At 62.1% G+C, this 22,286-nt stretch carries 23 protein-coding genes and 1 pseudogene; 8 read left to right on the forward strand and 16 right to left on the reverse strand.

Features of this window, described 5'->3' with window-relative positions; translation table 11 throughout:
• Positions 1-7: 7 nt before the first annotated feature.
• Positions 8-1,210: pseudogene (locus ASC80_RS03415) on the forward strand (low temperature requirement protein A).
• Here ASC80_RS03415 and egtD read toward each other — a convergent pair.
• Both egtD and egtB read right to left on the reverse strand, forming a co-directional pair.
• Complete coding sequence (gene egtD, locus ASC80_RS03420) at positions 1,186-2,157, reverse strand: L-histidine N(alpha)-methyltransferase (RefSeq protein WP_056292864.1); 972 nt, start codon at positions 2,155-2,157, stop codon at positions 1,186-1,188. The pseudogene ASC80_RS03415 and the gene egtD sit on opposite strands and share 25 nt — an antisense overlap.
• A gap of 87 nt (positions 2,158-2,244) precedes the next feature.
• The gene (gene egtB, locus ASC80_RS03425; RefSeq protein WP_056292865.1) at positions 2,245-3,510 is read right to left on the reverse strand and encodes an ergothioneine biosynthesis protein EgtB; all 1,266 of its coding nucleotides are present in this window, start codon (positions 3,508-3,510) and stop codon (positions 2,245-2,247) included.
• Between the two features lie 307 nt (positions 3,511-3,817).
• On the opposite strand from egtB, the gene grxD reads away from it, so the two are divergent.
• The 4 genes from grxD to ASC80_RS03445 all read left to right on the forward strand — a co-directional run bounded on the left by grxD (position 3,818) and on the right by ASC80_RS03445 (position 7,225).
• The gene (gene grxD / locus ASC80_RS03430) at positions 3,818-4,153 is read left to right on the forward strand and encodes a Grx4 family monothiol glutaredoxin (RefSeq protein WP_056292867.1); all 336 of its coding nucleotides are present in this window, start codon (positions 3,818-3,820) and stop codon (positions 4,151-4,153) included.
• A gap of 78 nt (positions 4,154-4,231) precedes the next feature.
• Positions 4,232-4,489, forward strand: a complete 258-nt coding sequence (locus ASC80_RS03435; protein ID WP_056292869.1) for a PepSY domain-containing protein — start codon at positions 4,232-4,234, stop codon at positions 4,487-4,489.
• A 104-nt stretch (positions 4,490-4,593) separates the two neighbouring features.
• Positions 4,594-5,871, forward strand: a complete 1,278-nt coding sequence (locus tag ASC80_RS03440) for a serine hydrolase domain-containing protein (RefSeq protein WP_502690943.1) — start codon at positions 4,594-4,596, stop codon at positions 5,869-5,871.
• A gap of 67 nt (positions 5,872-5,938) precedes the next feature.
• Entirely contained in the window at positions 5,939-7,225 is a 1,287-nt protein-coding gene (locus ASC80_RS03445) for a serine hydrolase domain-containing protein (protein ID WP_056292873.1), read from the forward strand.
• A 75-nt stretch (positions 7,226-7,300) separates the two neighbouring features.
• Here ASC80_RS03445 and rpsD read toward each other — a convergent pair whose 3' ends face one another.
• The 7 genes from rpsD to rpe form a co-directional block, all read right to left on the reverse strand.
• A complete protein-coding gene (gene rpsD, locus ASC80_RS03450) occupies positions 7,301-7,918 on the reverse strand; it encodes a 30S ribosomal protein S4 (RefSeq protein WP_056292875.1) in 618 nt (205 codons plus the stop codon).
• A 218-nt stretch (positions 7,919-8,136) separates the two neighbouring features.
• Positions 8,137-8,532, reverse strand: coding sequence for a cupin domain-containing protein (locus ASC80_RS03455; protein WP_056292877.1), 396 nt, complete (start codon positions 8,530-8,532; stop codon positions 8,137-8,139).
• A gap of 91 nt (positions 8,533-8,623) precedes the next feature.
• Positions 8,624-9,382 carry a hypothetical protein gene (locus tag ASC80_RS03460; protein WP_056292879.1) on the reverse strand — a complete coding sequence of 253 codons (759 nt, stop codon included), beginning with the start codon at positions 9,380-9,382 and terminating at the stop codon, positions 8,624-8,626.
• Positions 9,383-9,511: 129 nt separating this feature from the next.
• On the reverse strand, positions 9,512-10,312 hold the full coding sequence (murI, locus tag ASC80_RS03465) for a glutamate racemase (protein WP_056295513.1): 801 nt from the start codon (positions 10,310-10,312) through the stop codon (positions 9,512-9,514).
• Between the two features lie 38 nt (positions 10,313-10,350).
• Positions 10,351-10,890 carry an MOSC domain-containing protein gene (locus ASC80_RS03470; protein ID WP_056292884.1) on the reverse strand — a complete coding sequence of 180 codons (540 nt, stop codon included), beginning with the start codon at positions 10,888-10,890 and terminating at the stop codon, positions 10,351-10,353.
• 5 nt (positions 10,891-10,895) lie between these two features.
• A complete protein-coding gene (purB, locus tag ASC80_RS03475; RefSeq protein ID WP_056292885.1) occupies positions 10,896-12,203 on the reverse strand; it encodes an adenylosuccinate lyase in 1,308 nt (435 codons plus the stop codon).
• A 139-nt stretch (positions 12,204-12,342) separates the two neighbouring features.
• Complete coding sequence (gene rpe / locus ASC80_RS03480; protein ID WP_056292886.1) at positions 12,343-13,044, reverse strand: ribulose-phosphate 3-epimerase; 702 nt, start codon at positions 13,042-13,044, stop codon at positions 12,343-12,345.
• A 283-nt stretch (positions 13,045-13,327) separates the two neighbouring features.
• On the opposite strand from rpe, the gene ASC80_RS03485 reads away from it, so the two are divergent.
• The gene (locus tag ASC80_RS03485; RefSeq protein WP_056292887.1) at positions 13,328-13,882 is read left to right on the forward strand and encodes an EF-hand domain-containing protein; all 555 of its coding nucleotides are present in this window, start codon (positions 13,328-13,330) and stop codon (positions 13,880-13,882) included.
• A 121-nt stretch (positions 13,883-14,003) separates the two neighbouring features.
• A complete protein-coding gene (locus ASC80_RS03490) occupies positions 14,004-15,176 on the forward strand; it encodes an outer membrane beta-barrel protein (protein WP_200941140.1) in 1,173 nt (390 codons plus the stop codon).
• 52 nt (positions 15,177-15,228) lie between these two features.
• On the opposite strand, the gene ASC80_RS03495 is transcribed toward ASC80_RS03490, so the two are convergent.
• Together ASC80_RS03495 and ASC80_RS03500 are read right to left on the reverse strand one after the other, a co-directional pair.
• Complete coding sequence (locus ASC80_RS03495; protein WP_056292888.1) at positions 15,229-15,486, reverse strand: hypothetical protein; 258 nt, start codon at positions 15,484-15,486, stop codon at positions 15,229-15,231.
• A gap of 180 nt (positions 15,487-15,666) precedes the next feature.
• Positions 15,667-16,665, reverse strand: a complete 999-nt coding sequence (locus ASC80_RS03500) for a P1 family peptidase (protein WP_056292889.1) — start codon at positions 16,663-16,665, stop codon at positions 15,667-15,669.
• A 192-nt stretch (positions 16,666-16,857) separates the two neighbouring features.
• Here ASC80_RS03500 and ASC80_RS03505 point away from each other — a divergent pair, with 192 nt between their 5' ends.
• Positions 16,858-17,592, forward strand: a complete 735-nt coding sequence (locus ASC80_RS03505) for a cytochrome c biogenesis CcdA family protein (protein WP_056292891.1) — start codon at positions 16,858-16,860, stop codon at positions 17,590-17,592.
• A 149-nt stretch (positions 17,593-17,741) separates the two neighbouring features.
• Here ASC80_RS03505 and ASC80_RS03510 read toward each other — a convergent pair whose 3' ends face one another.
• The 5 genes from ASC80_RS03510 to livM all read right to left on the reverse strand — a co-directional run bounded on the left by ASC80_RS03510 (position 17,742) and on the right by livM (position 22,271).
• Positions 17,742-18,863, reverse strand: a complete 1,122-nt coding sequence (locus ASC80_RS03510; protein WP_056292893.1) for a branched-chain amino acid ABC transporter substrate-binding protein — start codon at positions 18,861-18,863, stop codon at positions 17,742-17,744.
• Positions 18,864-18,983: 120 nt separating this feature from the next.
• Positions 18,984-19,355 (reverse strand): DUF6867 family protein, encoded by a 372-nt coding sequence (locus tag ASC80_RS03515; protein WP_056292894.1) that lies wholly within the window; start codon positions 19,353-19,355, stop codon positions 18,984-18,986.
• Complete coding sequence (locus tag ASC80_RS03520) at positions 19,355-20,104, reverse strand: ABC transporter ATP-binding protein (RefSeq protein ID WP_056292896.1); 750 nt, start codon at positions 20,102-20,104, stop codon at positions 19,355-19,357. Before ASC80_RS03520 ends, ASC80_RS03515 begins: the two co-directional genes overlap by 1 nt.
• Complete coding sequence (locus ASC80_RS03525; RefSeq protein ID WP_056292897.1) at positions 20,101-20,946, reverse strand: ABC transporter ATP-binding protein; 846 nt, start codon at positions 20,944-20,946, stop codon at positions 20,101-20,103. Before ASC80_RS03525 ends, ASC80_RS03520 begins: the two co-directional genes overlap by 4 nt.
• Positions 20,943-22,271, reverse strand: coding sequence for a high-affinity branched-chain amino acid ABC transporter permease LivM (livM, locus tag ASC80_RS03530; RefSeq protein ID WP_056295522.1), 1,329 nt, complete (start codon positions 22,269-22,271; stop codon positions 20,943-20,945). The genes ASC80_RS03525 and livM overlap by 4 nt, the downstream gene beginning before the upstream one ends.
• Positions 22,272-22,286 lie beyond the last annotated feature (15 nt).

Consider the following 22,286-nt stretch of genomic DNA (forward strand, 5'->3'; position numbering starts at 1 on the left):
GGCGCTGATGTCGCGGTCGGAAAACGGCGAAACCCTGCTGCGGCCGAGCAGCCCCGACGGCCATCATCGCGTCACCTATGTCGAACTGTTCTTCGACCTGGTCTTCGTGTTCGCGATCACCCAGATTTCCCATACCCTGCTTGCCCATTTCACGCCGCTCGGCGTGCTTCAGACCACGATCCTGATGTTCGCGGTGTGGTGGGTCTGGGTCTTCACCTCATGGATCACCAACTGGCTGGACCCGGAGCGCACGCCGGTGCGCGTGATGCTGTTCGTGCTGATGATCGCCGGGCTGGTGCTATCCACCTCGATCCCGAAAGCATTCGAGAGCCGCGGCCTCGCCTTTGCGCTGGCGTTCGCCGCGATGCAGGTCGGCCGCTCTCTCTTCTTTCTATGGGCAGTGCCGAAATCGGAAGTTGCTCATCGCAAAAATCTCGCGCGGATTACGTTCTGGCTGTCCGTCAGCGCGGTGTTCTGGATTGCCGGCGGTCTGGCTGATCCGCAGATGCGGCTTTTCCTGTGGCTGATCGCACTGGCGATCGAATATGCCGGGCCCGCGACGCGATTTCGGACACCGGGATTAGGCGCATCCTCGACCCATGACTGGGTGGTCGAGGGCGGGCACATGGCCGAGCGCTCCGCGCTGTTCATCATCATCGCGCTCGGCGAATCGATCGTGGTGACGGGCGCGACGTTCGCAGAAGCCGCATGGTCGGCACCTGCGATCGCGGCCTTTCTTGTGGCGCTGCTCGGCAGCATCGCGATGTGGTGGATCTATTTTCACATCGGTGCCGAAGCAGGCGCGGAACATATTTCAAATGTTCAGGATACTGGCCGTCTCGCGCGGCTCGCCTACACTTACCTTCACTTGCCGATCGTCGCCGGCATCGTGGTGTCTGCGGTGGGGGACGAGATGCTGCTGGCGCATCCCGACGGACACTCCGGGATGAAGTAGGTGCTGACCATCGGCGGCGGTCCGTTGCTCTATCTGGCAGGCGTGATCCTGTTCAAGCGCAGCATCCACGGCCGCCTGCAGCTCTCCCATCTCGTGGGCATCGGGGCACTGGTGGTCCTGATGTCGTTCGCGCATCTGCTGTCGCCGCTCGTGCTGTCATCGGTGACGACGGCGATCCTGCTGGGTGTCGCGGCGTGGGAAGCGATCTCGCTGCGATCGGGCCCGCCGGTTCAATCCGACGCCACCACCGCATGAACCGAGAACATGCCGTTGTCGTCGGTCCAGCTGGCGCGCGGCGTCCAGCCGGCTCCTCGGGCCAAAGCCTGAAAGCGCTCGACGCTGTACTTGTAGCTCGACTCGGTGTGGATCGTTTCGCCGGCGCGGAATGACATGTCCTGCCCGAAGATACGCACGGTCTGCGCCTTGAGGCTGACGAGGTGCATCTCGATGCGGTGGCGCTCGCGATTGTAGATCGCGCGATGGGCGAATCCCGACAGATCGAAATCGCCGCCGAGTTCGCGGTTGATGCGCACCAGTACATTTTTGTTGAAACGGCCGGTGATGCCGGCGGCGTCGTTGTAGGCATCGTGCAGGAGGCGTTCGTCCTTCTCGAGGTCGACGCCGACGATCATGGTCGCGCCGTCGCCGAGGATCGCGCGGGCGCTACGCAGGAACGCGCTGGCCTCATGCGGTTCGAAATTGCCGAGTGTCGAGCCGGGGAAGAATCCGACCTTCGGCATCGCCTTGACGGCGCCGGGCAATGCGAACGGCGTCGTGAAATCGGCAACGACCGGATGAACGGCGAGGTGCGGAAAGTCCTTGCGCAGCGCGTCGGCCTGGCCGTTCAGGAATGCGCCGGAAATATCAACCGGCACATAGGCGTCGAACGCGCAGCGATCGAGCAGCAGGCGAACCTTGGTGGTGGCGCCGGCGCCGAATTCCACCAGTGCCGCGCCCTTCGGAATGATCGCCGCGATGTCGGCGCCACGATCGCTCAGGATGCCAAGCTCGGTGCGGGTCGGATAATATTCAGGCAACACCGTGATCTGCTCGAACAGCTCCGAGCCTGTTTCATCGTAAAAGTATTTTGGCGGCAGCTGCTTGGGCTGACGTGCCAACCCGTCGATGACGTCGCGCGCGAACACGCTGTCTTTCGGATCGCGGGTGCCGTTCTTGGCCAGCGCGGATACGTGAACGTTCATTGAAGTCTCCTGTCGCACAAAGATCGAATCGCGAGCGGTTCTAAAGGAAATCGTCGTGCGCGTTGCGTCCGGACCCAGGTCGTCCGTTCAGGTTGATGTGGAATAGTCGGCAAGCCGCAAACCGGTGAATTGCCAGCGATGATGCGGATAGAAGAAGTTACGATAGGTGACACGGCTATGACCGGCGGGTGTTGCCAGCGACGAGCCACGCAGCACAAGCTGATTGACCATGAACTTGCCGTTGTATTCTCCGAGCGCGCCTTCGATAGCGCGATAGCCGGGGTACGGCGAGTAGGCGCTGCGCGTCCATTGCCAGACGATGCCGAAGGCGTCGTTCAGATGTCCGGCGCGCGCCGCCACTTCCCACTCCATCTCGGTCGGCAGATGCTTGCCGCTCCAGCGCGCGAACGCATCGGCCTCGTAGTAGCTGACATGGGACACCGGCGCGTCGGGATCGACGGGTTGTAATCCGCCGAGCGTCATGATCTGCCAGGCGCCGTCGATCTTGCGCCAATGGCCGGGCGCATCCCATTCCTCTCTCTCGACGGCGGCGAATCCATCCATCAGCCATAACGTCGCGGTGCGATAGCCGCCGTCCTGCATGAAGGCGAGCCATTCCCGATTGGTGATGAGGTTGCGCGCGAGCTTCACCGGGCCGACGAGGGCGCGGTGCGCGGGTTTCTCGTTGTCGAAGTGGAAGGTTTCGTTCGGGTGGCCGACGGTGTGAATGCCTTCGGTCAGCGTCACCCAATCATCGCCCTCTCGACGCGAGGCCGGAAATTTCCAATCCGGATCGTAGGCGGGTGGAATGGGATTCTGCGCGAAGGCATGAAGAATGTCGGTCAGCATCAGTTCCTGGTGCTGCTGCTCGTGATTGAGGCCGACCTCCATCAGCGGGGCGACGTCGCGCAACGTCTCGGTACTGGCCGAGCCGAGAAATTTCGCCATCGCGGCATCGACATGCTTGCGATAGGCGGTCACCGCTTCCGCGCCGGGCCGGGTCAGGTGGCCACGTTGGGCGCGGGCGTGGCGCGGGCCGGCACTGACGTAATAGGAATTGAACAGATAGGCGTAGTCCGGATGGTAAGGCTTGTAGCCGGGGACATACTTGCCGAGCAGAAACTGCTCGAAAAACCACGTGGTATGGGCGCGGTGCCACTTGGCCGGGCTGGCGTCGGGCATCGACTGAACAAGCTGATCCTCGGGTGACAATGGCGCGGCGCGATGCTCGGTCTCGTCGCGGACGCGCCGATAAGCATCGAGCAGACTGTCAGCAAGGCCGGTCAGCGATTTGGCGGACGGGGAGTTGGATCTCTCGACGCTCGCGGCCGGTATATCTGCTGCTTTTGTCACGAAAATCTCCGGTTTGGGAGAGAACGATACTCCTGCGGATCGGTTCCGAAGAAGAAAGGTCCCCCTAGATAGGGGCTGATGTCCAGAAAAAAAGATGCAATCGCATCTGATTTGATACGCGGCGAGACTGCCGAATGTTACCGCGCGGGTCGCTGAAATTGGCCTAAAGCATGGCCTGCACGTCAATTTTATTGGGATGCAGAAGGATTTCAGGCTACATATATGATGAAGCGGCAGGTCACGTCGTATTGCGCGGCCGCGCGGCAAGCTGGATGAGCCTCACGGAAGGCTCCCAAAAGGACAGACAATGAGCATCGAGCAATTTATCGATTCCGAAGTGAAGTCGAACGACGTGGTCCTCTTCATGAAGGGAACCCCGCAGTTTCCGCAGTGTGGTTTCTCGGGCCAGGTGGTTCAGATTCTCGACCATGTCGGCGTCGCCTACAAAGGCCTGAACGTTCTCGAATCGTCCGAGCTGCGCGACGGCATCAAGATCTACTCGAACTGGCCGACCATTCCCCAGCTTTACGTCAAGGGCGAATTCGTCGGTGGTTGCGACATCATCCGCGAGATGTTCCAGGCTGGTGAATTGCAGCAGTTGCTCGCCGACAAGGGCGTCGTGGTTCATCAGCCTGCGGGCTGATCGGTCGCCGGACCTGCCTCCGTTTTGCAAGGAACGTGTGCGTCGCCAAAGCATTGGTGACGCACAGGAGGTCAGGTCATGATGAAAGCCGCGATATTCGGAACAGCGCTGATTGCGCTGTCAGCAGGCGTCGCTGTTTCGGACCAACCCGGTCCTGACTGGATGAGTGCGGATGCCGTCCTCAAGATCCTCAACAACGAAGGATATTCCGCCGTCACCGAACTTGAGGCTGACGATGGACATTGGGAAGCTGACGCGACCAAGGACGGCAAGGTCTACGAGCTTCATATCGATCCCAAGACCGGCAAATTGACCAAGGTCGAACTGAAGAAATAGCGGCCCCCATGCGGTGGCCGTCGTCTTGCCTTGCGGCAGGCGGCCGATACACTTCCTCTCAAGTCCGGACTGCAAACACCGGACATCGGGAGGTGTTTATGCTCATGTTGCGTAGCCTTGTCGCGCCGGCTGCCGTCGCGCTGGCCTTCCTTGCCGCGGGTCATGCGCGCGCCGATAGTGTCGTTCAAACCCGCCCCGCTGAGGCGGGTTTTTCGCAGGCAGGGCTTGCCCGCATCAGCGCCTACATCAAGAACGAGATCGCTGATAACAAAATTCCCGGCGCGGTGATGTTGATCAAGCGCCACGGCAAGGTCGCCTATTACGAAACCTTCGGTGTTCGCGATCCCGCCACCAAGGCGCCGATGACGGCGAGTTCGATCTTCCGGATTTACTCGATGTCGAAACCGGTCACCTCGGTGGCGGCGATGATGCTGGTCGAGGAGGGCAAGCTTGCCCTGAACGATCCGGTCGCGAAATACATTCCCGCGTTCAAGGACGTCAAAGTCGGCGTCGAACACAAGCGTGAGGACGGCAGTCTGACGCTCGAACTCGTTGCGCCGAAGCGGCCGATGACGGTTCAGGACCTGATGCGCCACACGTCGGGGATTACCTATGGGTTCTTCGGCGAAGGCATGGTGAAAAAGCTGTATGTCGATGCGCATGTGTTCAACGGCGATTTCGACAACGCGGAATTCGCCGATCGCATTGCCAAACTGCCGCTTGCCTATCAGCCCGGCACGACTTGGGATTATAGCCACTCCACCGACATTCTCGGCCGCGTAGTTGAAGTGGTGTCAGGAAAATCGCTTTACGAATTCGAGAAGGAGCGCATCCTCGATCCGCTAGGCATGAAGAGTACCGGCTTTTACGTCACCGATAAAAGCAAACAGGATCTGATCGCCGAGCCGTTCCCGACCGATCGCAAGATCGGCAACGATGCAGAAATGAACGACCCGCGGATCGCCCGTAGATGGCAGTCGGGCGGCGGGGGGATGGTCTCCACGGCCGGCGATTACGCGCGCTTCGCGCAGATGCTGGCGAACGGCGGGGCGCTTGACGGCAAACGCTATCTCAGCCCGAAAACCATTGCCTACATGGGATCGAACCACATCGGCCCGGGCTCCGGGGTGAAGCCGGGTCCGTATTATCTGCCGGGTCCCGGGTTCGGATTTGGCCTTGGTTTCGCGGTGCGGACCGATGCGGGGATCAGTCCGATGGAAGGTTCGGTCGGCGAGATGAACTGGTCGGGTGCCGGCGGCACGACGTTCTGGATCGACCCGAAAGAGGACATGTACGTGGTGTTCATGGCCCAGACGGTGAAGGAACGCGGGCGAATTCGCTCAGCGCTCAAGAATCTCGTCTACGGCGCGTTCGAAAAATGATCGTGCGGTTCACCTCTCGCACGGACGGAGCTTGGCCCTCTTGATACATCGCCCGGCGCGGTTGCGAATGGCACGGCGGTCAGTCCTTCGGCTGGCCGTTTCTGCCGCGATCACGTCGGTCGTGTCCGGACGAAGCCACGCGCGCGACGGCGGCCGTATGCGGACATGGCCGCCGGATGCACCGTTGTCGGTAAAGCGGCTCGAACGGATTACCGCCTACTTCAAGAATGAAGTTGCCGAGAGAAAGATTCCGGGCGCTGTCGTCCTGGTTCAGCGCGGAGGCAAGCCGGTCTATCTGGGCGCATTCGGCTTGATCGATCCGCGTTCGAGCGAGCGAATGACGCCACAGGCGATCTTTCGCATGTATTCCATGACCAAGCCGATCACCAGTGTCGCGGCGATGATGCTGGTCGACGACGGCAAATTGCAGCTCGAGGATCCGCTGTCGAAATACATTCCGTCGTTTGCCACCATGTTTGTCGGCGTCGAAAGCAAGAGTCCTGAAGGCGATGGCGTGTTGACGCTCGAACGGGCGACTCGGCCGATCACGATCAAGGACTTGATGCGTCATTCCGCAGGGTTTCCCTACGGGTTCTATGGTGAGGGCCTTGTTCGAAAGGTTTATGGCAATGCGGATTTCATATCCCAGGACATCAGCAACGCTGAGCTTGCGGAGAAGATCGCGCTGGCGCCATTGAAGGAACAGCCCGGAACGGTGTGGGACTATGGCTATGCGATAGATGTGCTTGGCCGCGTAATCGAGGTCGCGTCTGGAAAGACACTGTACGCTTTTGAGAGCGAACGGTTGCTTAAACCGCTCGGCATGTCTGATACGGGATTTTACGTTCCGGACCAGGCGAAGCATCACTTGATCGCGGAACCGCTTCCGCAGGACAGAAGGTTGAATATCGATTTGATCAGAAACCCGCGGAAGCGCCCCAAAATGGAGTCGGGCGGTGGCGGCATGGTGTCGACCGTCGGCGACTTCGCGCGCTTCTGCCAGATGATCCTGAGCGGCGGCACGCTGGACGGCCGACGGTATCTTCGGCCCGAGACGCTGTCAGCGATGACGACCAACCAGATCGAGCCGGACGGTCCGATCAAGCGTGGCGACTATTACTTTCCCGGCGACGGTTTCGGGTTCGGCCTGGGGTTCGGCATCCGGGTCGAGCCGGGCGAGCGCGCCGATCCGGGCGTGCTGGGCGAACTGAAATGGGACGGGGCGGGCGGCGCCTATTTCTGGATCGATCGCATGCACGACATGTTCGCGGTCCTGATGATCCAGTCGCCCTCGGAGCGGGGCCGGATCCAGCGCGAGTTCAAGGCGCTGGTGTATGACGCGTTCGAGAACTGACTCGCCTTTCTCCGACCCAAGAAAAAAGGCCGCCCGGTGGGGCGGCCTTGGTGTTCCGTATCGCGCGGAAAGAGATCAGCGCGAATAGAATTCGATGATCAGGTGCGGCTCCATCTGAACCGGGAACGGCACTTCCGACAGGCTCGGAACGCGCGTGAACTTCGCGACCTGCTTGCCGTGATCGACTTCGATGAAGTCCGGCACATCACGCTCGCCGAGCTGATTGGCTTCGAGAACGAAGGTGAGCTGCTTCGAAGATTCCTTGATCTCGACGACGTCGCCGACCTTGACCTTGTAGCTCGCGATGTTGACGCGCTTGCCGTTCACCTTGACGTGGCCGTGGTTGATGAACTGGCGTGCCGCGAACATGGTCGAGACGAACTTGGCACGATAGACCACGGTGTCGAGGCGGCGCTCGAGCAGGCCGATCAGGTTTTCGCCCGAGTCACCCTTGAGGCGAGTCGCTTCGACATACACCGCATAGAACTGGCGTTCGGAAATGTTGGCGTAGTAGCCCTTGAGCTTCTGCTTGGCGCGCAGCTGCGTGCCGAAATCCGAGAGCTTGCCTTTGCGGCGCTGGCCGTGCTGGCCGGGGCCGTATTCGCGCTTGTTGACGGGGCTCTTCGGGCGGCCCCAGATGTTCTGGCCCATACGGCGATCAATCTTGTACTTCGCCTCACTACGCTTAGTCATCGCGTCCTCTTTCTAGGTTACGGTTTGAGGAAACGCGCCCTCCTGTGCAGCGGGAAATCCCGGTGCTGACAGGTCCGCCTCGTAAGCTTGACGAGGAAAACCACGGGTCGCGAAACGCAACGCGGGCCGAAAACGGCCCGCGAGCAGGGGGTTTTTAGGGAGAAACCGCCGCCAAGTCAAACAGATCGATGGTTTGGCGCGGTTTTCCGCAGGGGCCGTTATTTGGCCGGCGAGGCCAGCGGCTTGGTTTTGTCGACGATATAAATTCCAAGCACTTTCAATGACTTGTCGCCATGGACCTTGGCGTCATGGACGACTCCGGCCGGGATCGAATAGGACTCGCCGGCCTTCAGGTGCAGGGGCGGTTTGCCGTCGATGAGGAGCTCGGCTTCACCTTCCAGCACATAGCCGGTCTCGATGCCGGGGTGGGTGTGCCGGCCGGCCGCGCCGCCGGGGCCGATTTCAGCGATGCCGGTGACGGTGGTGTAGCCCTCCGGAAAGTCGATTTTCTGCAATGGGGTGCGCTTGATCCCCGCCGGCGGTTGCTGGGCCGCCGCAACACTGAGGCTGGCGAAAGCGACGACAGACGCGCAAAGCAATGCCTTCCTGAACATGACGATCCTCCAAAACCGTTCTCTTCGCGGAACGGATCGATGTCAGGCTATCAGCGGCGCAAAATGCCGGGAAGGATATCTTTGACGCCGCTCAGGCAATCGACCTGATTTTGCCGAAGGCGGCGATCTCGTCGGCGATCTCGCCGTTCATGACCTCTTCCATCCGGTCGAGCGCGCTCGCGACCGGGACGCCGTCATAGATGCGATGGTCCCAGTGAAAGATGATTTCCATCGTGTGATCGGACCGGACCAGTCCGTAACTGATAAGGCAGGGGCCGGGAAACAGCGCCGTGACGGTTTCGATTCCCAGCGACGCGACCGATGTAATCGCGAATGTGCCGGCATGATTGGAGCGTTGTCGGCCGATATTGAGCGCGAAGGCCCAGATCAGGCGCCGCAACGGCCGCGGCAGCCGCGAGACCTGCATCAGCCTGCTGAGGGAGGGAATCTTGTCCAACGGTGCTTCCTTGCCGTGACGGATCTCTTCGTCGATGTCGTTCAGCGACAACTGTTCGGGATCGCCGACCTTCAGGAAGTGGACCGCCTGTTCGTCGAAATCGTTGCGGACGATCGCGATCATTGCGGCGTTACGGTGGACTTCAAAGAAATGCGGCCACGGCCATTTCACATAGAGCGTGCGGAACAACGCATCGTCGCGGGCGACGACGCCGAACGCCTTCGCGATGATCGAAGACCATCCCGGCCGCTGGACCTGCGCCGCGCGGGCCTGAACCAGTGGGCCGAGATTCAGCGTGCGCCGCACCGAGACGCGCGGGACATCCATCGACGCGTGCATGAGATCGCCGATCAGCCGCCGCGGCAGCGATATTTTCTTGTAAGTCCCGCGCATCCCGACAGTCTTTCCCCGGCTTGCCTCTGCGTGCTGGCAAGCTCCGCGATACGGCGGAGCGATATAGCACGAGCGCGCGTCACAGGCAGTCTTTTTGAGACGCGGCGGTCACCGTAGCGGCCGAACGCGTCAGGCTGCGGGCAAAGTTGAGCCAAAAAATGGTTCGAGCCCCCGTGCCAGCACAGGGCCGGGTTGCCGCCCCGAGGTGAAGGCGATGCGGGCGGGTGGAGGAGCGGGAGCGTCGATGGCCGGACCGAGCAATGCGGTGACCCGCCGCGCAATGGCGGGTGCCGGATCGATCCAGTCAACCGGCCACGGCGCGAGCCGGGTCAATTGCTCCATCAGCAAAGGATAATGGGTGCAGGCGAGCACCACCGTGTCGGTTGGCGCTGCGCCATCGAGAAAGCATGGTGCGATTTCGGCGGCGATGCTGGCGTCGCTCACGCTCTGGCCGCGCAACGCTGCCTCGGCCAGTGAGGCGAGGTTTTCCGCACCGACCAGCGTGACGTCGCAGCCCTGCGCGAAGTCGCGGATCAGCGTCTTGGTGTATTCGCGTTTCACGGTGCCCTTGGTGCCGAGCACCGAAACGCGCTTGGTCTTCGAGATCGCGCAGGCCGGCTTGATCGCAGGCACAGTGCCGACGAAGGGCACGGTATAGGCGGCGCGCAAATGCTCCATCACCAGCGTCGATGCCGTGTTGCAGGCGATCACCACCAGATCGGGCGCATGTTGGGCGATCAGGTCGCCGATCAGCGGCACGACACGGGCGATGATCTCGCCCTCGGTGTGATGGCCGTAAGGGAAAAAGGCGTCGTCGGCTACGTAGGTATAGATCGCGTCGGGCCGCGCCTTCACGATCTCGCGGAACACCGTGAGGCCGCCGAGGCCGGAATCGAACACCAGAATTGTCGGAACGTGGGGCACGGACATCATGATAGCCGATCGGCGGTTACCATTCGGTTGTGATGCTAGACCGGCTGGAGCGGCCGATGCGGTTCCGCAGGTAGCTCGATCTTGATGGCATCACCGGGGCGAACATCGCCTTCGGTGAGAACCACACTCATAATTCCGGCTTTGCGGATCAGATGGCCGTCGGCGTCCCGGTCCAGCGTGGCCGCCATCAGGCCCCTCTGGAAGCGGTCGATCTGGACGCAGGGATTGCGCAGGCCGGTGATTTCCACCACAGCGGCGTCGCCCAGACTCAGCCGTGTTCCGGTCGGCAGCCCGAGCAGATCGACGCCGCGCGTCGTCACGTTCTCGCCCATCTCCCCAGGCCGGACGATGAAGTCCTTAGCCTGCAGCTCGTCGAACAGCTCCTCGTGGAGGAGGTGGACCTGGCGCAAATTGGGCTGGGTCGGATCCCTCGCCACCCGCGAGCGGTGCTTCACCGTCTCGCCCATATGCGCGTCGCCGTCGACGCCGAGCCCCTTGAGCAGCCGGATGCTCAGGCTGTTGGTCTTGCTGAAGTGGTGGCCCTTGCGCAGGCTGACGGCGGTGACGACGCCCATGAAGTTCACGATGCTCCGAACACCCGCTTGAAGATCGTGTCGACGTGCTTGAGATGATACCCGAGGTCGAACTGCTCCTCGATCTCCGCGTCGGTGAGATACTTTCTTACGTCGGCGTCCTTCTTCAGCAGCGTCTGGAAGTCGCCTTCGCCACGCCACACCGGCATGGCGTTGCGCTGAACGAGCTTGTAGGCGTCCTCGCGCGACGCGCCCTTCTGGGTGAGCGCGATCAGCAGACGCTGCGAATGAACGAGGCCGCCGAGGCGGTCGAGGTTCTTCTGCATGTTCTGCGGATAGACCAGCAGCTTGTCGATCACACCGGCCAGACGGTTCAGCGCGAAGTCGAGCGTCACCGTGGCGTCCGGCGCCATCATGCGCTCGGCGGAGGAGTGGGAGATATCGCGCTCGTGCCACAGCACGACGTTTTCCATCGCCGGAGTGACGTAAGCACGCACCATGCGCGACAGGCCGGTGAGGTTCTCGGTCAGCACCGGATTGCGCTTGTGCGGCATCGCCGACGAGCCCTTCTGGCCTTCCGAGAAAAATTCCTCGGCCTCGAGCACTTCGGTGCGCTGCATGTGGCGGATTTCGGTGGCGAGGCGCTCGACCGACGATGCGATGACGCCGAGGGTGGCGAAGAACATCGCGTGGCGGTCGCGCGGAATCACCTGCGTCGAGATCGGTTCGACTTCGAGGCCCATCGCCTTGGCGACGTGGGCTTCGACGCGCGGATCGATCTGCGCGAAGGTGCCGACGGCACCGGAGATGGCGCAGGTCGCGATTTCCTTGCGCGCGGCAACAAGGCGGGCGCGGGCGCGGGTGAATTCGGCATAGGCGTAGGCGAGCTTGAGGCCGAAAGTTACCGGCTCGGCGTGGATGCCGTGCGAGCGGCCGATGGTCGGCGTCATCTTGTATTCGAAGGCGCGGCGCTTCAGCGCGTCCAGCACCTTGTCGATATCGGCGAGCAGGATATCGGCGGCGCGCGAAAGCTGCACGTTGAGGCAGGTGTCGAGCACGTCGGACGACGTCATGCCCTGATGGACGAAGCGCGCCTCGGGGCCGACGATTTCGGCAAGATGCGTCAGGAAGGCGATGACGTCGTGCTTGGTCTCGCGCTCGATCTCGTCGATGCGCTCGACATTGAAGGTGACCCCCTTGGCTTTGGCCCAGATGGTTTTCGCCGCTTCCTTCGGAATGACGCCGAGTTCCGCCAGCGCGTCGCTGGCGTGGGCCTCGATCTCGAACCAGATCTGGAACCGGGTCTGCGGCTCCCAGATGGACACCATTTCGGGGCGGGAATAGCGGGGGATCATGGAATGCCTTTCATCGTGCTTACCGCTTTGGCTTCATCCTGAGGAGCGCGCAGCGCGTCTCGAATGGCCAAAGCGATTTCAGAACTTGCGCTCGTGGTTCGAGACGCCGGGCTTTGCCCGGCTCCTCACCACGAGGAAATCAAATCGCTTCACCGCGCGCCATGGCGGCGGCGTTGCGGATGGCGGAGATGTTTGCCTTGTAGCTTTCCAGCGTGCCGCCCTTGAACACGGCTGAACCGGCAACCAATGCGTTCGCACCGGCCGCGGCGATTTCCGCGGCATTGTTCGCGGTCACGCCGCCGTCGACTTCGATATCGATCGGACGGCCCGCGCACATCGCGCGAACCTGTGAAATTTTCTCCAGGGCGGATGGAATGAACGACTGGCCGCCGAAGCCCGGATTGACCGACATCACCAGCACCAGATCGACCATGTCGATGACGTATTCGATGGCGCTCGCGGGCGTCGCCGGATTGAGCGAGACGCCGGCCTTCTTGCCGAGCGCGCGGATCGCCTGCAGCGACCGGTGCAGGTGCGGTCCCGCCTCGGCGTGAACCGTGATGTGGTCGCAGCCGGCCTTGGCGAAGGCTTCGAGATACGGATCGCAGGGCGCGATCATCAGGTGGGCGTCGAAGATCTTCTTCGAGTGCGGACGCATCGCCTTGATGACATCGGGCCCGTAGGAAATGTTCGGAACGAAATGGCCGTCCATCACGTCGAGGTGCAGCCAGTCGGCTCCGGCCTGATCGACCGCACGGACCTCCTCGCCGAGTTTGGCGAAATCGGACGCCAGAATCGACGGCGCGATGATCAGAGGGCGCGGTGCAAGCTGTTGAGACATCAGCGTTTCTTGCCTGTCTGCGAGGGCGGCCCGGAACGGTTTCGGGATCGGCCTTCGCCTAACACGGCGGCAGGCCGGGCGCAAAACCGGAAATCGGCTTTTGCGCAGGGAATATAGCGGTTTTGCCCGGCAGTTTCTGCCGTTTACGGCACGGTTTGCCGTCCGGGCGCCATGCGTACGGGCTCAAAACCCTTGTTTATGGGCATTTCCCATGCGGCACGGGATTTGCTCCGTCTTTCGTGGATGGGGGCCGTGCCTGCGCGGCGATCAAGGGAGTTGGGCCATGTATTTTGCCATGGGAGCGATGGCCGGTGCGGCGGCATCCACTGCGCTGGATCTGCTGTCGTCGCTGGGCTCCAAGCTGTCGGGTTCGGCCTCGACCGGGGTCAAGTCCGGGTCGTCGTTCAAGGTCAACGGCCCGGAGTCGCTCAATCCGCTGTCCGCGTCCGGCGGCACCCCGAATCTGTCACCGGCGACGTTCAACGCGTTGCTCGCGGCGCAGGACGGCTCGCAGACCTTGGCGCGGCCAAGCCCGAGCGACAGCCTCAAGGATTTACTGTCGCTGATCGACGGCAATGGTGACGGCAAGATCAGCAAGGCGGAGTTCGAGGACAAGCTCGGCGCCGGCGGCACCAACGTCTCCGCGGCCGACGATATGTTCGCGAAGCTCGATGCCGACAGCGACGGCTCCGTGACGCTGAAGGAAATGTCATCCGCGCTCCGCAATCACCGTGCGGCGAATGCGGCTCATTCCTACAATCTCGTCGAGCAACTGACCGAGATGCAGGCGAACGGGCTGTCGACCGCCGCCAAGCGGGCGGTGTCGCTGAACGTCTGATTTTGCGGGTAACGCCGTCCGCATCGCCTCCGTAGCACTACGCAACGCAGGCCTATCTTCACTCCGCGCTAACGACGCTCCGAAGTAATCGCAGCCACGCAAATGTCGTGGAGGCTGCGTAATGGTGAGAGTGTTTGTCTGTGTCTGCCTGACAATGATCGGGCTGCGCGCCACGATGGCGGAAGACGAGTTCGTCGCCTCGGTGCATCTTCGCGGCGGCTTCGATACCAATCCGCAGTTTTTGCCGGGCCCGAACTCCGGCCGCACCGCTTTCATCGGCACCGACGCCGCGCTGGCGGCAGGCACAAAACAGGACGGTTACAGCTACGGCGTCGTCGCCGAAGCCGGCACCACGCAGTATTCAAATTCCGATGTCGTCCCATCCATGTCGGGCAAGGTGGTGTTGCGCGGATTGCTCGGCGATGACAACGCCAACGTCTCTTCAACCACGACCATCGGCGACACCAACAGCTACAATCTGCGCTCGTCGGATCTGATCCAGACATCCAAGGGCGAAGTCCGCGTCGGCTCGTTCAAGCTGTTTGCCTCAGCCGAGGGGGCGCGGTCGTCGCTCAACCAGACCAACGTCATCTTTCAGGATTTCCTGCCGAACCCGCAGCAATATCTGCGCGGAACGGTGATCCCTGGCGTCAGTTTCGTGAAAGACAAGTTCGAGATCGGGGCCTCGGTCAATCTGTCGGTGCGGCGCTATCTCGAGGAGTTCGACGATTTCGGCTACCGGCGCGACAACGAGCGTGTGCAGCCGTTTCTGTTCGCGAAATATGGCTCGGCGGATTTCTCCGCGTTCGGCGCGATCTCGTATCTGCGCGGCACGTGGCACGATGTCGATTTCACCAATGTCCGCGAAGTTCTGTTCGATACCAACCTGACCTGGCGCATCGCGCCTTTCACGATCGATCTTAAAGCTGCCCGCAGCGCCGGAGAGACGACGTTTCCGATTTCGCCGATCACGATCGATACAATCTATTCCGGCAAGGTCGCGTGGCAGGTCGACCCGAAATGGACGCTGACGGCTGCAGCCGGATACGCAATCACCAAGTATCTCGACTCGCCGTTCAAGGCGCAGACCGCGACCTATGGCGTCGGCCTGTCGCACGATCTCGGCAACGGTTATGCGCTGGGGCTCGATCTGACTCGGGCGCAGGGCACCCTGATCTCCGGCGACAAGGCCGATGGGACAATCATCAGTTCGTCGATCACCAAGAAGTTTTCACCGTTCGCGAAAGACGAGACGGACAGCAGGGCGATGCCGGTATTGGCGAGTAAGGGATAGTGCGGACGGGAGTGGAGGGGAGACTCCCGTCCGCGGCCATCAGTGGTTCGGGTTAGTGGCAGCCGCAGCCGCCACCGCCGAGCAGTCCGCCCAGCGCACCGCCGCGCCCGAGCAGGACACCGAGCACGCCGCGCTTGCCGGTGGTGAGGCCGGCATTGACCACGAGAGCGCCCTTGCCGTTGAGCAGGCCAACCACGCCGCCCTTACCGGTGAGGACGTTCGCTCCCAGGTTCAGGCGGTTGCCTTTGGCAAACGCCGGAGCGCCGGCGAGCGCGGTTGCGAGGACAGCCAGACACAAGACTTTCTTCATGACGCTTTTTCCACTGTTGTGTGCGTGGGGTTACGCACGACGCGGAGAATGATCGCGAAAATCGATCCGGCAATCGAAATGCGAAGCTAACCTTAAACGGCCGGGGTTTCTCGCAATTTGATGCAGCAGGATACGCGTCGGCCTACGTGCTTTTGCGTATCGCCGCAGCAGAGAAAAAATTCACTCGGCGAATTTGGCTTTCCACGACGGCAATGCGCCTGCGAACGGCAAGGGACGCGCCTCATAAACGCCGCGCGCAACGGCACGCGCCAGTACGTTGGCCGCAACCATGCCGAGTTCAGTCAGGCCGTAGAGCGGATCGACGGATTTTTCGCAGGTCGCGGCCGCGAACACGACGTCGCCGTCGAGCGGTGCGTGAACCGGATAAATCGCGCGCGCGAATCCGGTTTGCGCGATCATAGCCAGTCGCTTTGCCTGCGGCTTGGTGAGGATCGCATCTGTGACGACAACTGCAAGCGTGGTGTTTTCGATTGCAGTGGCCGCAGTGCCGCCTTTCAGGCGTGCGGCGAGCATGTCTTTCGTAAACTCCGCCGGCAGGCCGCGCCCGCCGAACTCCTTGTTCTGCTCGAACGGAGCAGCCCAGAACCAGGGACCATCGCCAACCGTCACGCTGCCGACGGCATTGACCGCGGCCAGTGCTGCGACGCGAATGCCGCTCTCCATCTGCGCCGATGCTGAACCAAGACCACCCTTGAGATTCGCCGTGGTCGCGCCAAGACCGGCACCAATGCTGCCAAGCGCGAATGTCTCGCTCGCCGCGGCCGCGGCGGTATGACCGAGATCGCGAAACGGCGCGAAGCGGCCCCACTTCTTGTTGCCGCCGTTGAGCAGGTCGAACAGAATCGCGCCGGGAACGATCGGGATGACGGCATCGCCGATGGTAAAGCCACGTCCGTGCTCGGCGAGCCACGCCTGCACGCCATCGCCGGCATCGAGGCCGAAAGCCGAACCGCCGGAGAGCGTGATGGCATCCACCGTCTCGACCGTGTTGACCAGATCGAGCAATGCGCCTTCGCGGATTCCCGGTCCGCCGCCGCGCACGTCCATTGCCGCGACAGCCGGGCGGTCGAACACCACTGCGGTGACACCGGAGGCGACTGCGGCATCGTCGGCGTGACCGACACGAACGCCAGCGATATCGGTGAGAAGATTCTTCATGCAAATACCTCTACATCGATAATTGCACAGGCGCGTACCGCGCAAAAGCGGGATAAAGCGTAACAACGAGCAGCAGGCGCGCTTCATCTTCAATGATCGGCGCGTGAAACTCGCGATCACGATGAGTTCAAATACAAGTCAACACGTGCCGCAGCCCTTGCTTTCCGGTGCCGGGGCAGGGCATCTGGCGTCATGATTGAGACTGTTTCGATCCCCGCCGCGCTCATCGCAGGCCTTGTCAGCTTTTTGTCGCCCTGCGTGCTGCCGCTGGTACCCGCCTATCTCGTCTATCTGACCGGTGCGACGATCGAGCGCGTCGCCAACGACGAGGCTCCGTCCGTGTCGCGCCGCGCCGTGATGCTGTCGGCGCTGATGTTCGTGTTCGGCTTTTCAACGGTGTTCGTCGCACTCGGCGCCAGTGCCAGCCTGATTGGCGGACTGATCCGCGCATGGTCGGCGGAACTGTCGATCGTCGCAGGTATCGTCATCATCGTCATGGGGCTGCATTTCCTCGGCCTGACCCGCATCGGCTTCCTGATGCGGGAAGGGCGGCTGCCGATCCCGAAGCCGGTCGGCATGTGGGGCGCCTACGTGATGGGACTGGCATTCGCGTTCGGGTGGACGCCATGCATCGGGCCGATTCTGGCGGCGATCCTGTCGGTCGCAGCCTCCGAGGCAACCGTAGCGAAAGGCGCCGGCCTGCTGGCAGTTTATTCCGCCGGGCTCGGGATTCCGTTTTTGATTGCCGCCTTCATGATCGAGCGGTTCTCGTCCGTTTTCAGCCGCATGAAACGGCATCTCGCGACCATCGAGCGCGCGATGGGTGTCCTGATGATTCTGGTCGGCATTGGCTTTCTGACCGGAATGGTCTCGACGTTCAGCATCTGGTTGCTGGAGACATTCCCCGCGCTGCAGAATTTCGGCTGAGGAGATTACCGTAATCCCGTCATGCCCGGCTTTATGCCGGGAATCTCGCTTAGGGGAGCACCGTGCTCCCTGAATCGAAATGGCCGGGACAAGCCCGGCCATGACGACTGTTGTTAATCTGGTGCACCCTCAGATCGAGGATGACGAAGTTACGAGCCCTTGCCGGGATTGATCTCGGCGTAGTTGCCCTTGGCGTCCCACTTATAGACGACGTAGTCGATCTGCTTGATGTCGCCCTTGGCATCGAACGACAGGTTGCCGAGAACCGTGTCCCACGAGCCGTCCTTGATCGCGGCGATGACCTTCTTCGGATCAGTGGACTTCACCTTGGCGGCAGCCTGCGACCAGATCTGGAAGGCGGCATAGGTGTAGAGCGTGTAGCCTTCCGGATCGATGCCCTTGGCCTTGAACTTCTCGACGATGGCTTTCGCAGTCGGCTTGTTGCGCGGATCGGGGCCGAAGGTGAACAGCGTGCCTTCCGCGGCCGGGCCGGTGATCGAAGCGAATTCCTTGGCGTTCATGGCGTCGCCGGCCATCAGAACGGTCTTGAGGCCCTGGTCGCGCATCTGGCGCAGGATCAGTCCGGCTTCCTGATGGTAGCCGCCGACATAGACGAGATCGATGTTCTCGCGCTTCAGGCGCGAGACGATCGAGTTAAAGTCCTTGTCGCCCTTGTTGTAGGATTCGAACAGCTTCTCCTTGAAGCCAGCGGCGTTCAGAGCCTTCTTGGTTTCGTCGGCAAGACCCTTTCCGTAAGTCGTCTTGTCGTTGAGGATCGCGACGTTCTTGTCCTTGAAGGTCTTCAGGATGTATTGCGCGGCGACCACGCCCTGCTGATCGTCACGGCCGCAGATGCGCAGCACGTTCCACAGCTTGCGTTCGGTGAAGACCGGGTTGGTCGATGCCGGAGTGATCTGGAGAATATTGTTTTCGGCGTAAGATTCCGACGCGGGGATCGAGGACGACGAGCAGAAATGTCCGGCGACGAACGGCACATGCGCGCCGGCGAGCTTTTCGGCGACCGAGCGGGCCTGCTTCGGATCGCAGGCATCGTCGCCAACCTGCAGGGCGAGCTTCTTGCCGAGCACGCCGCCGGCCGCGTTGAGATCGGCCACCGCGAGTTCCGCGCCATTTTTCATCTGGATGCCGAAAGCCGATTCTCCGCCCGTCATCGGTCCCGCAACGGCGACGGGGATGTCCTGGGCGAATGCAGCAGTCGACAAGGCAAGGGATGCGCCGAGCGCCAGGCCGATGATGTGACTCTTTCTCATAAGGTGTTCCTCACGCTGATCCGGAATTGTCAGATATTGCCCGGCGGCCGGAAAGGTGCCGGGACGGAGCTAGCCCGACGCATTGTCGGCTGATTTGGCGCCGGTGTCATGGGCATTTTTTTAGCCTCGTGACGGCCGCGCTGGCACATCTTGCCGCAGCCGCCACCCCAGCGGGCCGTGCGGCTGATAGAGCCAGTAATATTGCCTGACCATCTGGAGCGCGCGGGTGCGCTGGAACGACAGGCATGACATCACGATCAGAACGATTGTCTCGATGACAAACGTTTGCGGTGCGAGAAGCGTTTCATCGAACAATGCGAAATGGATAAAGCGCACTGCCATCCCCATCGGGATCATGGCGATGACCGCGATCCAGATGCTGCGCCAGGTCAGCGCGATGGCGCGACCAGTCAGGATCGCGCAGCCGCCGCCGAGGACCAGCGTGATCAGCGCCACCTGAATGATGGATTCGTTTGAGTAGTATGCGCCCATCAGTGCCGTCCGCCTTCGAGATAGGCCGCGCGGATTTCGGGCCGTTCCAGCAGTTCCGTTCCGGTGCCGCTCAGCGTGATCAGGCCGTTGACCATGACGTAGCCGCGGTGGGCGAGCTTGAGCGCATGGTTCGCGTTCTGCTCGACGATCAGGACGGTCAGCCCGTCCTTGCGGTTGAGCGTGCGGATCGCGTCGAAGATCTGCCGTGTGATCAGTGGAGCAAGGCCGAGCGAGGGCTCGTCCAGCATCAGAAGGCGGGGACGGCTCATCAACGCGCGGCCGATCGCCAGCATTTGCTGTTCACCGCCGGATAATGTGCCGCCGCGCTGGGTCATGCGCTCCTTGAGGCGTGGAAACAGGGTGAGGACGCGATCGAGATCGGCACTGCGCTCGCTCTCGCTGCTGCCGCCGTTGGCGGCGTCCGCGCCCATCCGCAGATTCTCGGCGACGCTCATGCGCGGAAAAATTCGCCGGCCTTCCGGCGATTGCGCAATCCGCATCCGCGCGATGTGATGGGTCGGAAGCTGCGTGATGTCCTGGCCGTCGAACTCGATCCGGCCGGCCGCCGCGCGCGGCCTGCCGAACACCGACATCATCAACGTCGATTTGCCGGCGCCGTTGGCGCCGATCAGCGCCACGATCTCGCCCGGCGCGATCTCGATATCGACGCCCTTGAGCGCTTCGATATTGCCATAGGCCGCGTGCAGTCCGCGAACGGCAAGGAGGGGTGTCGCGGCGGCCGCGCTCATGCGTTGCCCTCCATCACCGCGACGGCGGCTTCCTCGTCGGCGCCGAGATAAGCGGCGATCACCTTGGGGTCGTCGCGGATGTATTCCGGGGCGCCCTCGGAAATCTTGACGCCGTAGTCGAGCACGACGATCCGGTCGGAGATTTCCATCACAACCGACATGTCGTGTTCGATCAGGAGAACCGACGTGTCGTGTTCCTTGCGAATCATGCGCAGCAATTCGCTGAGCGCTTCGCCCTCGCGCGCGTTGAGCCCGGCGGCGGGTTCGTCGAGACACAGCAGTGCCGGTTCGGAACACATCGCGCGGGCGATCTCCAGCCGCCGCTGGTCGCCATAAGGCAGGTTGCCGGCGGCATCGTCGGCCCGTGCGGTCAGGCCGATGCGCTCGAGCCAGTAGCGCGCGCGCTCGATCGCCGCGTTCTCGGCGGCGCGGAAACGCGGCGCACCGATCAGGCCGAGGAACGTGTAGCCAGAGGCCCGCATCAGCGGATTGTGCTGGGCCACCATCAGGTTTTCCAGCGCGGTCATGCCGGCGAACAAACGGATGTTCTGAAAGGTGCGCGCAACTTTTGCGAGCTTGGAGATGCGGAAGTCGAACAGCCGTTCGAGCAGGAACACGCTGCCGTCGCCGTGGATCATGCGCATCATGCCGGTGGTCGGTTTGTAGAAGCCGGTGATGCAATTAAAGACGGTGGTCTTGCCGGCACCGTTGGGACCGATCAGCGCGGTGATGTCGCCGCGCCTGGCGGTGAACGACAGATCGTTGACGGCGACGATGCCGCCGAAGCGCATCGACAGGTGATCGACCTCGAGGATGTTGTCGGAAACTTTCTCTCCCGTCATCCGTGGCCTTCCTTGACCATGGATGATGAAATCGCGGTGGGTTTCTCGAGAAAAACCGACGGCGCACGATGTCCGATCAGGCCGCGTGGCCGCCAGATCATCAGGAAAACCATCGCCGCGCCGAACACCAGCATGCGGAATTGTTCGAAGCCGCGGAACAGTTCGAATCCGCCGATCATCGCCACCGCCGCGAGCGCGACGCCAAGCTGCGAACCCATGCCGCCGAGAACGACGATGGCCAGCACCAGCGCCGATTCCTGGAATGAAAACGATTCGGGGCTGATGAAACCTTGCCGTGTGGCGAAGAAGGCGCCTGCGAATCCGCCGAACATCGCGCCGGTGGCGAACGCCGTAAGTTTGGTTGTGGTGGTGTTGATGCCGAGCGAGCGGCAGGCGACTTCGTCCTCACGCAGGGCTTCCCATGCGCGGCCGATCGGCAGGCGGCGCAGCCGGATGGTGACCCAGTTGGTCAGCAGCGCGAGCGCGAGGATCAGGTAGAACAGGAATATCACGCGATGGGAGGGCGAGAACTCGATGCCGAGCCGCGCCGCCAGTCCGTCTTCCGCGGGCGTGAGCGGGATTCCGAAAAACGACGGGCGAGGGATGCTGGAGATGCCGTTGGGTCCACCGGTCACATGCTGCCAGTTGAGCAGGATCAGCCGGATGATTTCGCCGAATGCCAGCGTGACGATCGCGAGATAGTCGCCTTTGAGCCTCAGCACCGGAAAGCCCAGCATCATGCCCCAGAAGGCGGCGAGGATTCCGGCGAGCGGCAGGCAGATCCAGAACGAGAGCCCGAACGTCGTCGCCAGCAGCGCGTAGGAATAAGCGCCGACGGCGTAGAATGCGACATAGCCGAGATCGAGCAGCCCGGCGAGGCCGACGACGATGTTCAGGCCCCAGCCGAGCATGACGTAAGTCAGCACCAGAATGCCGAGGTCGAGAATGTAGCGCTGGTCGTAAAAGATGACTGGCATCAGGAGTGCGAAGATCAGCAGCGCAGGGCCGGCGAAGCGGCCGATCCTGGAAAACGCAGCCTGCGCACCGGCTGACAGGACTGGCGTGCCGCGTCGCGGAGCCAGCCGTTGTCGCAGCAGTTCGACGACGATGCTGCCTGCGAAAACCGCGACGACCATGGCCGCGAGATTGCCGAATCGGGTCCAGTAGATCAGTCCACCTGCGTCGCCGGCCTCGGTGCGGATGCCGATCATCAGCGAGAACAGCACCAGCGCCACCAGCGCGCTGATCGCGGATTTTTTCAGGATGAATGCGATGCCATGGGCTGGAGCCGTGTTGCCGGCGAGTGCTGAGGGTTGCCGATCGATGAGCGCCACGCCGGT

It is taken from the genome of Afipia sp. Root123D2 (assembly GCF_001425835.1).
Taxonomy (GTDB): Bacteria; Pseudomonadota; Alphaproteobacteria; order Rhizobiales; family Xanthobacteraceae; genus Afipia.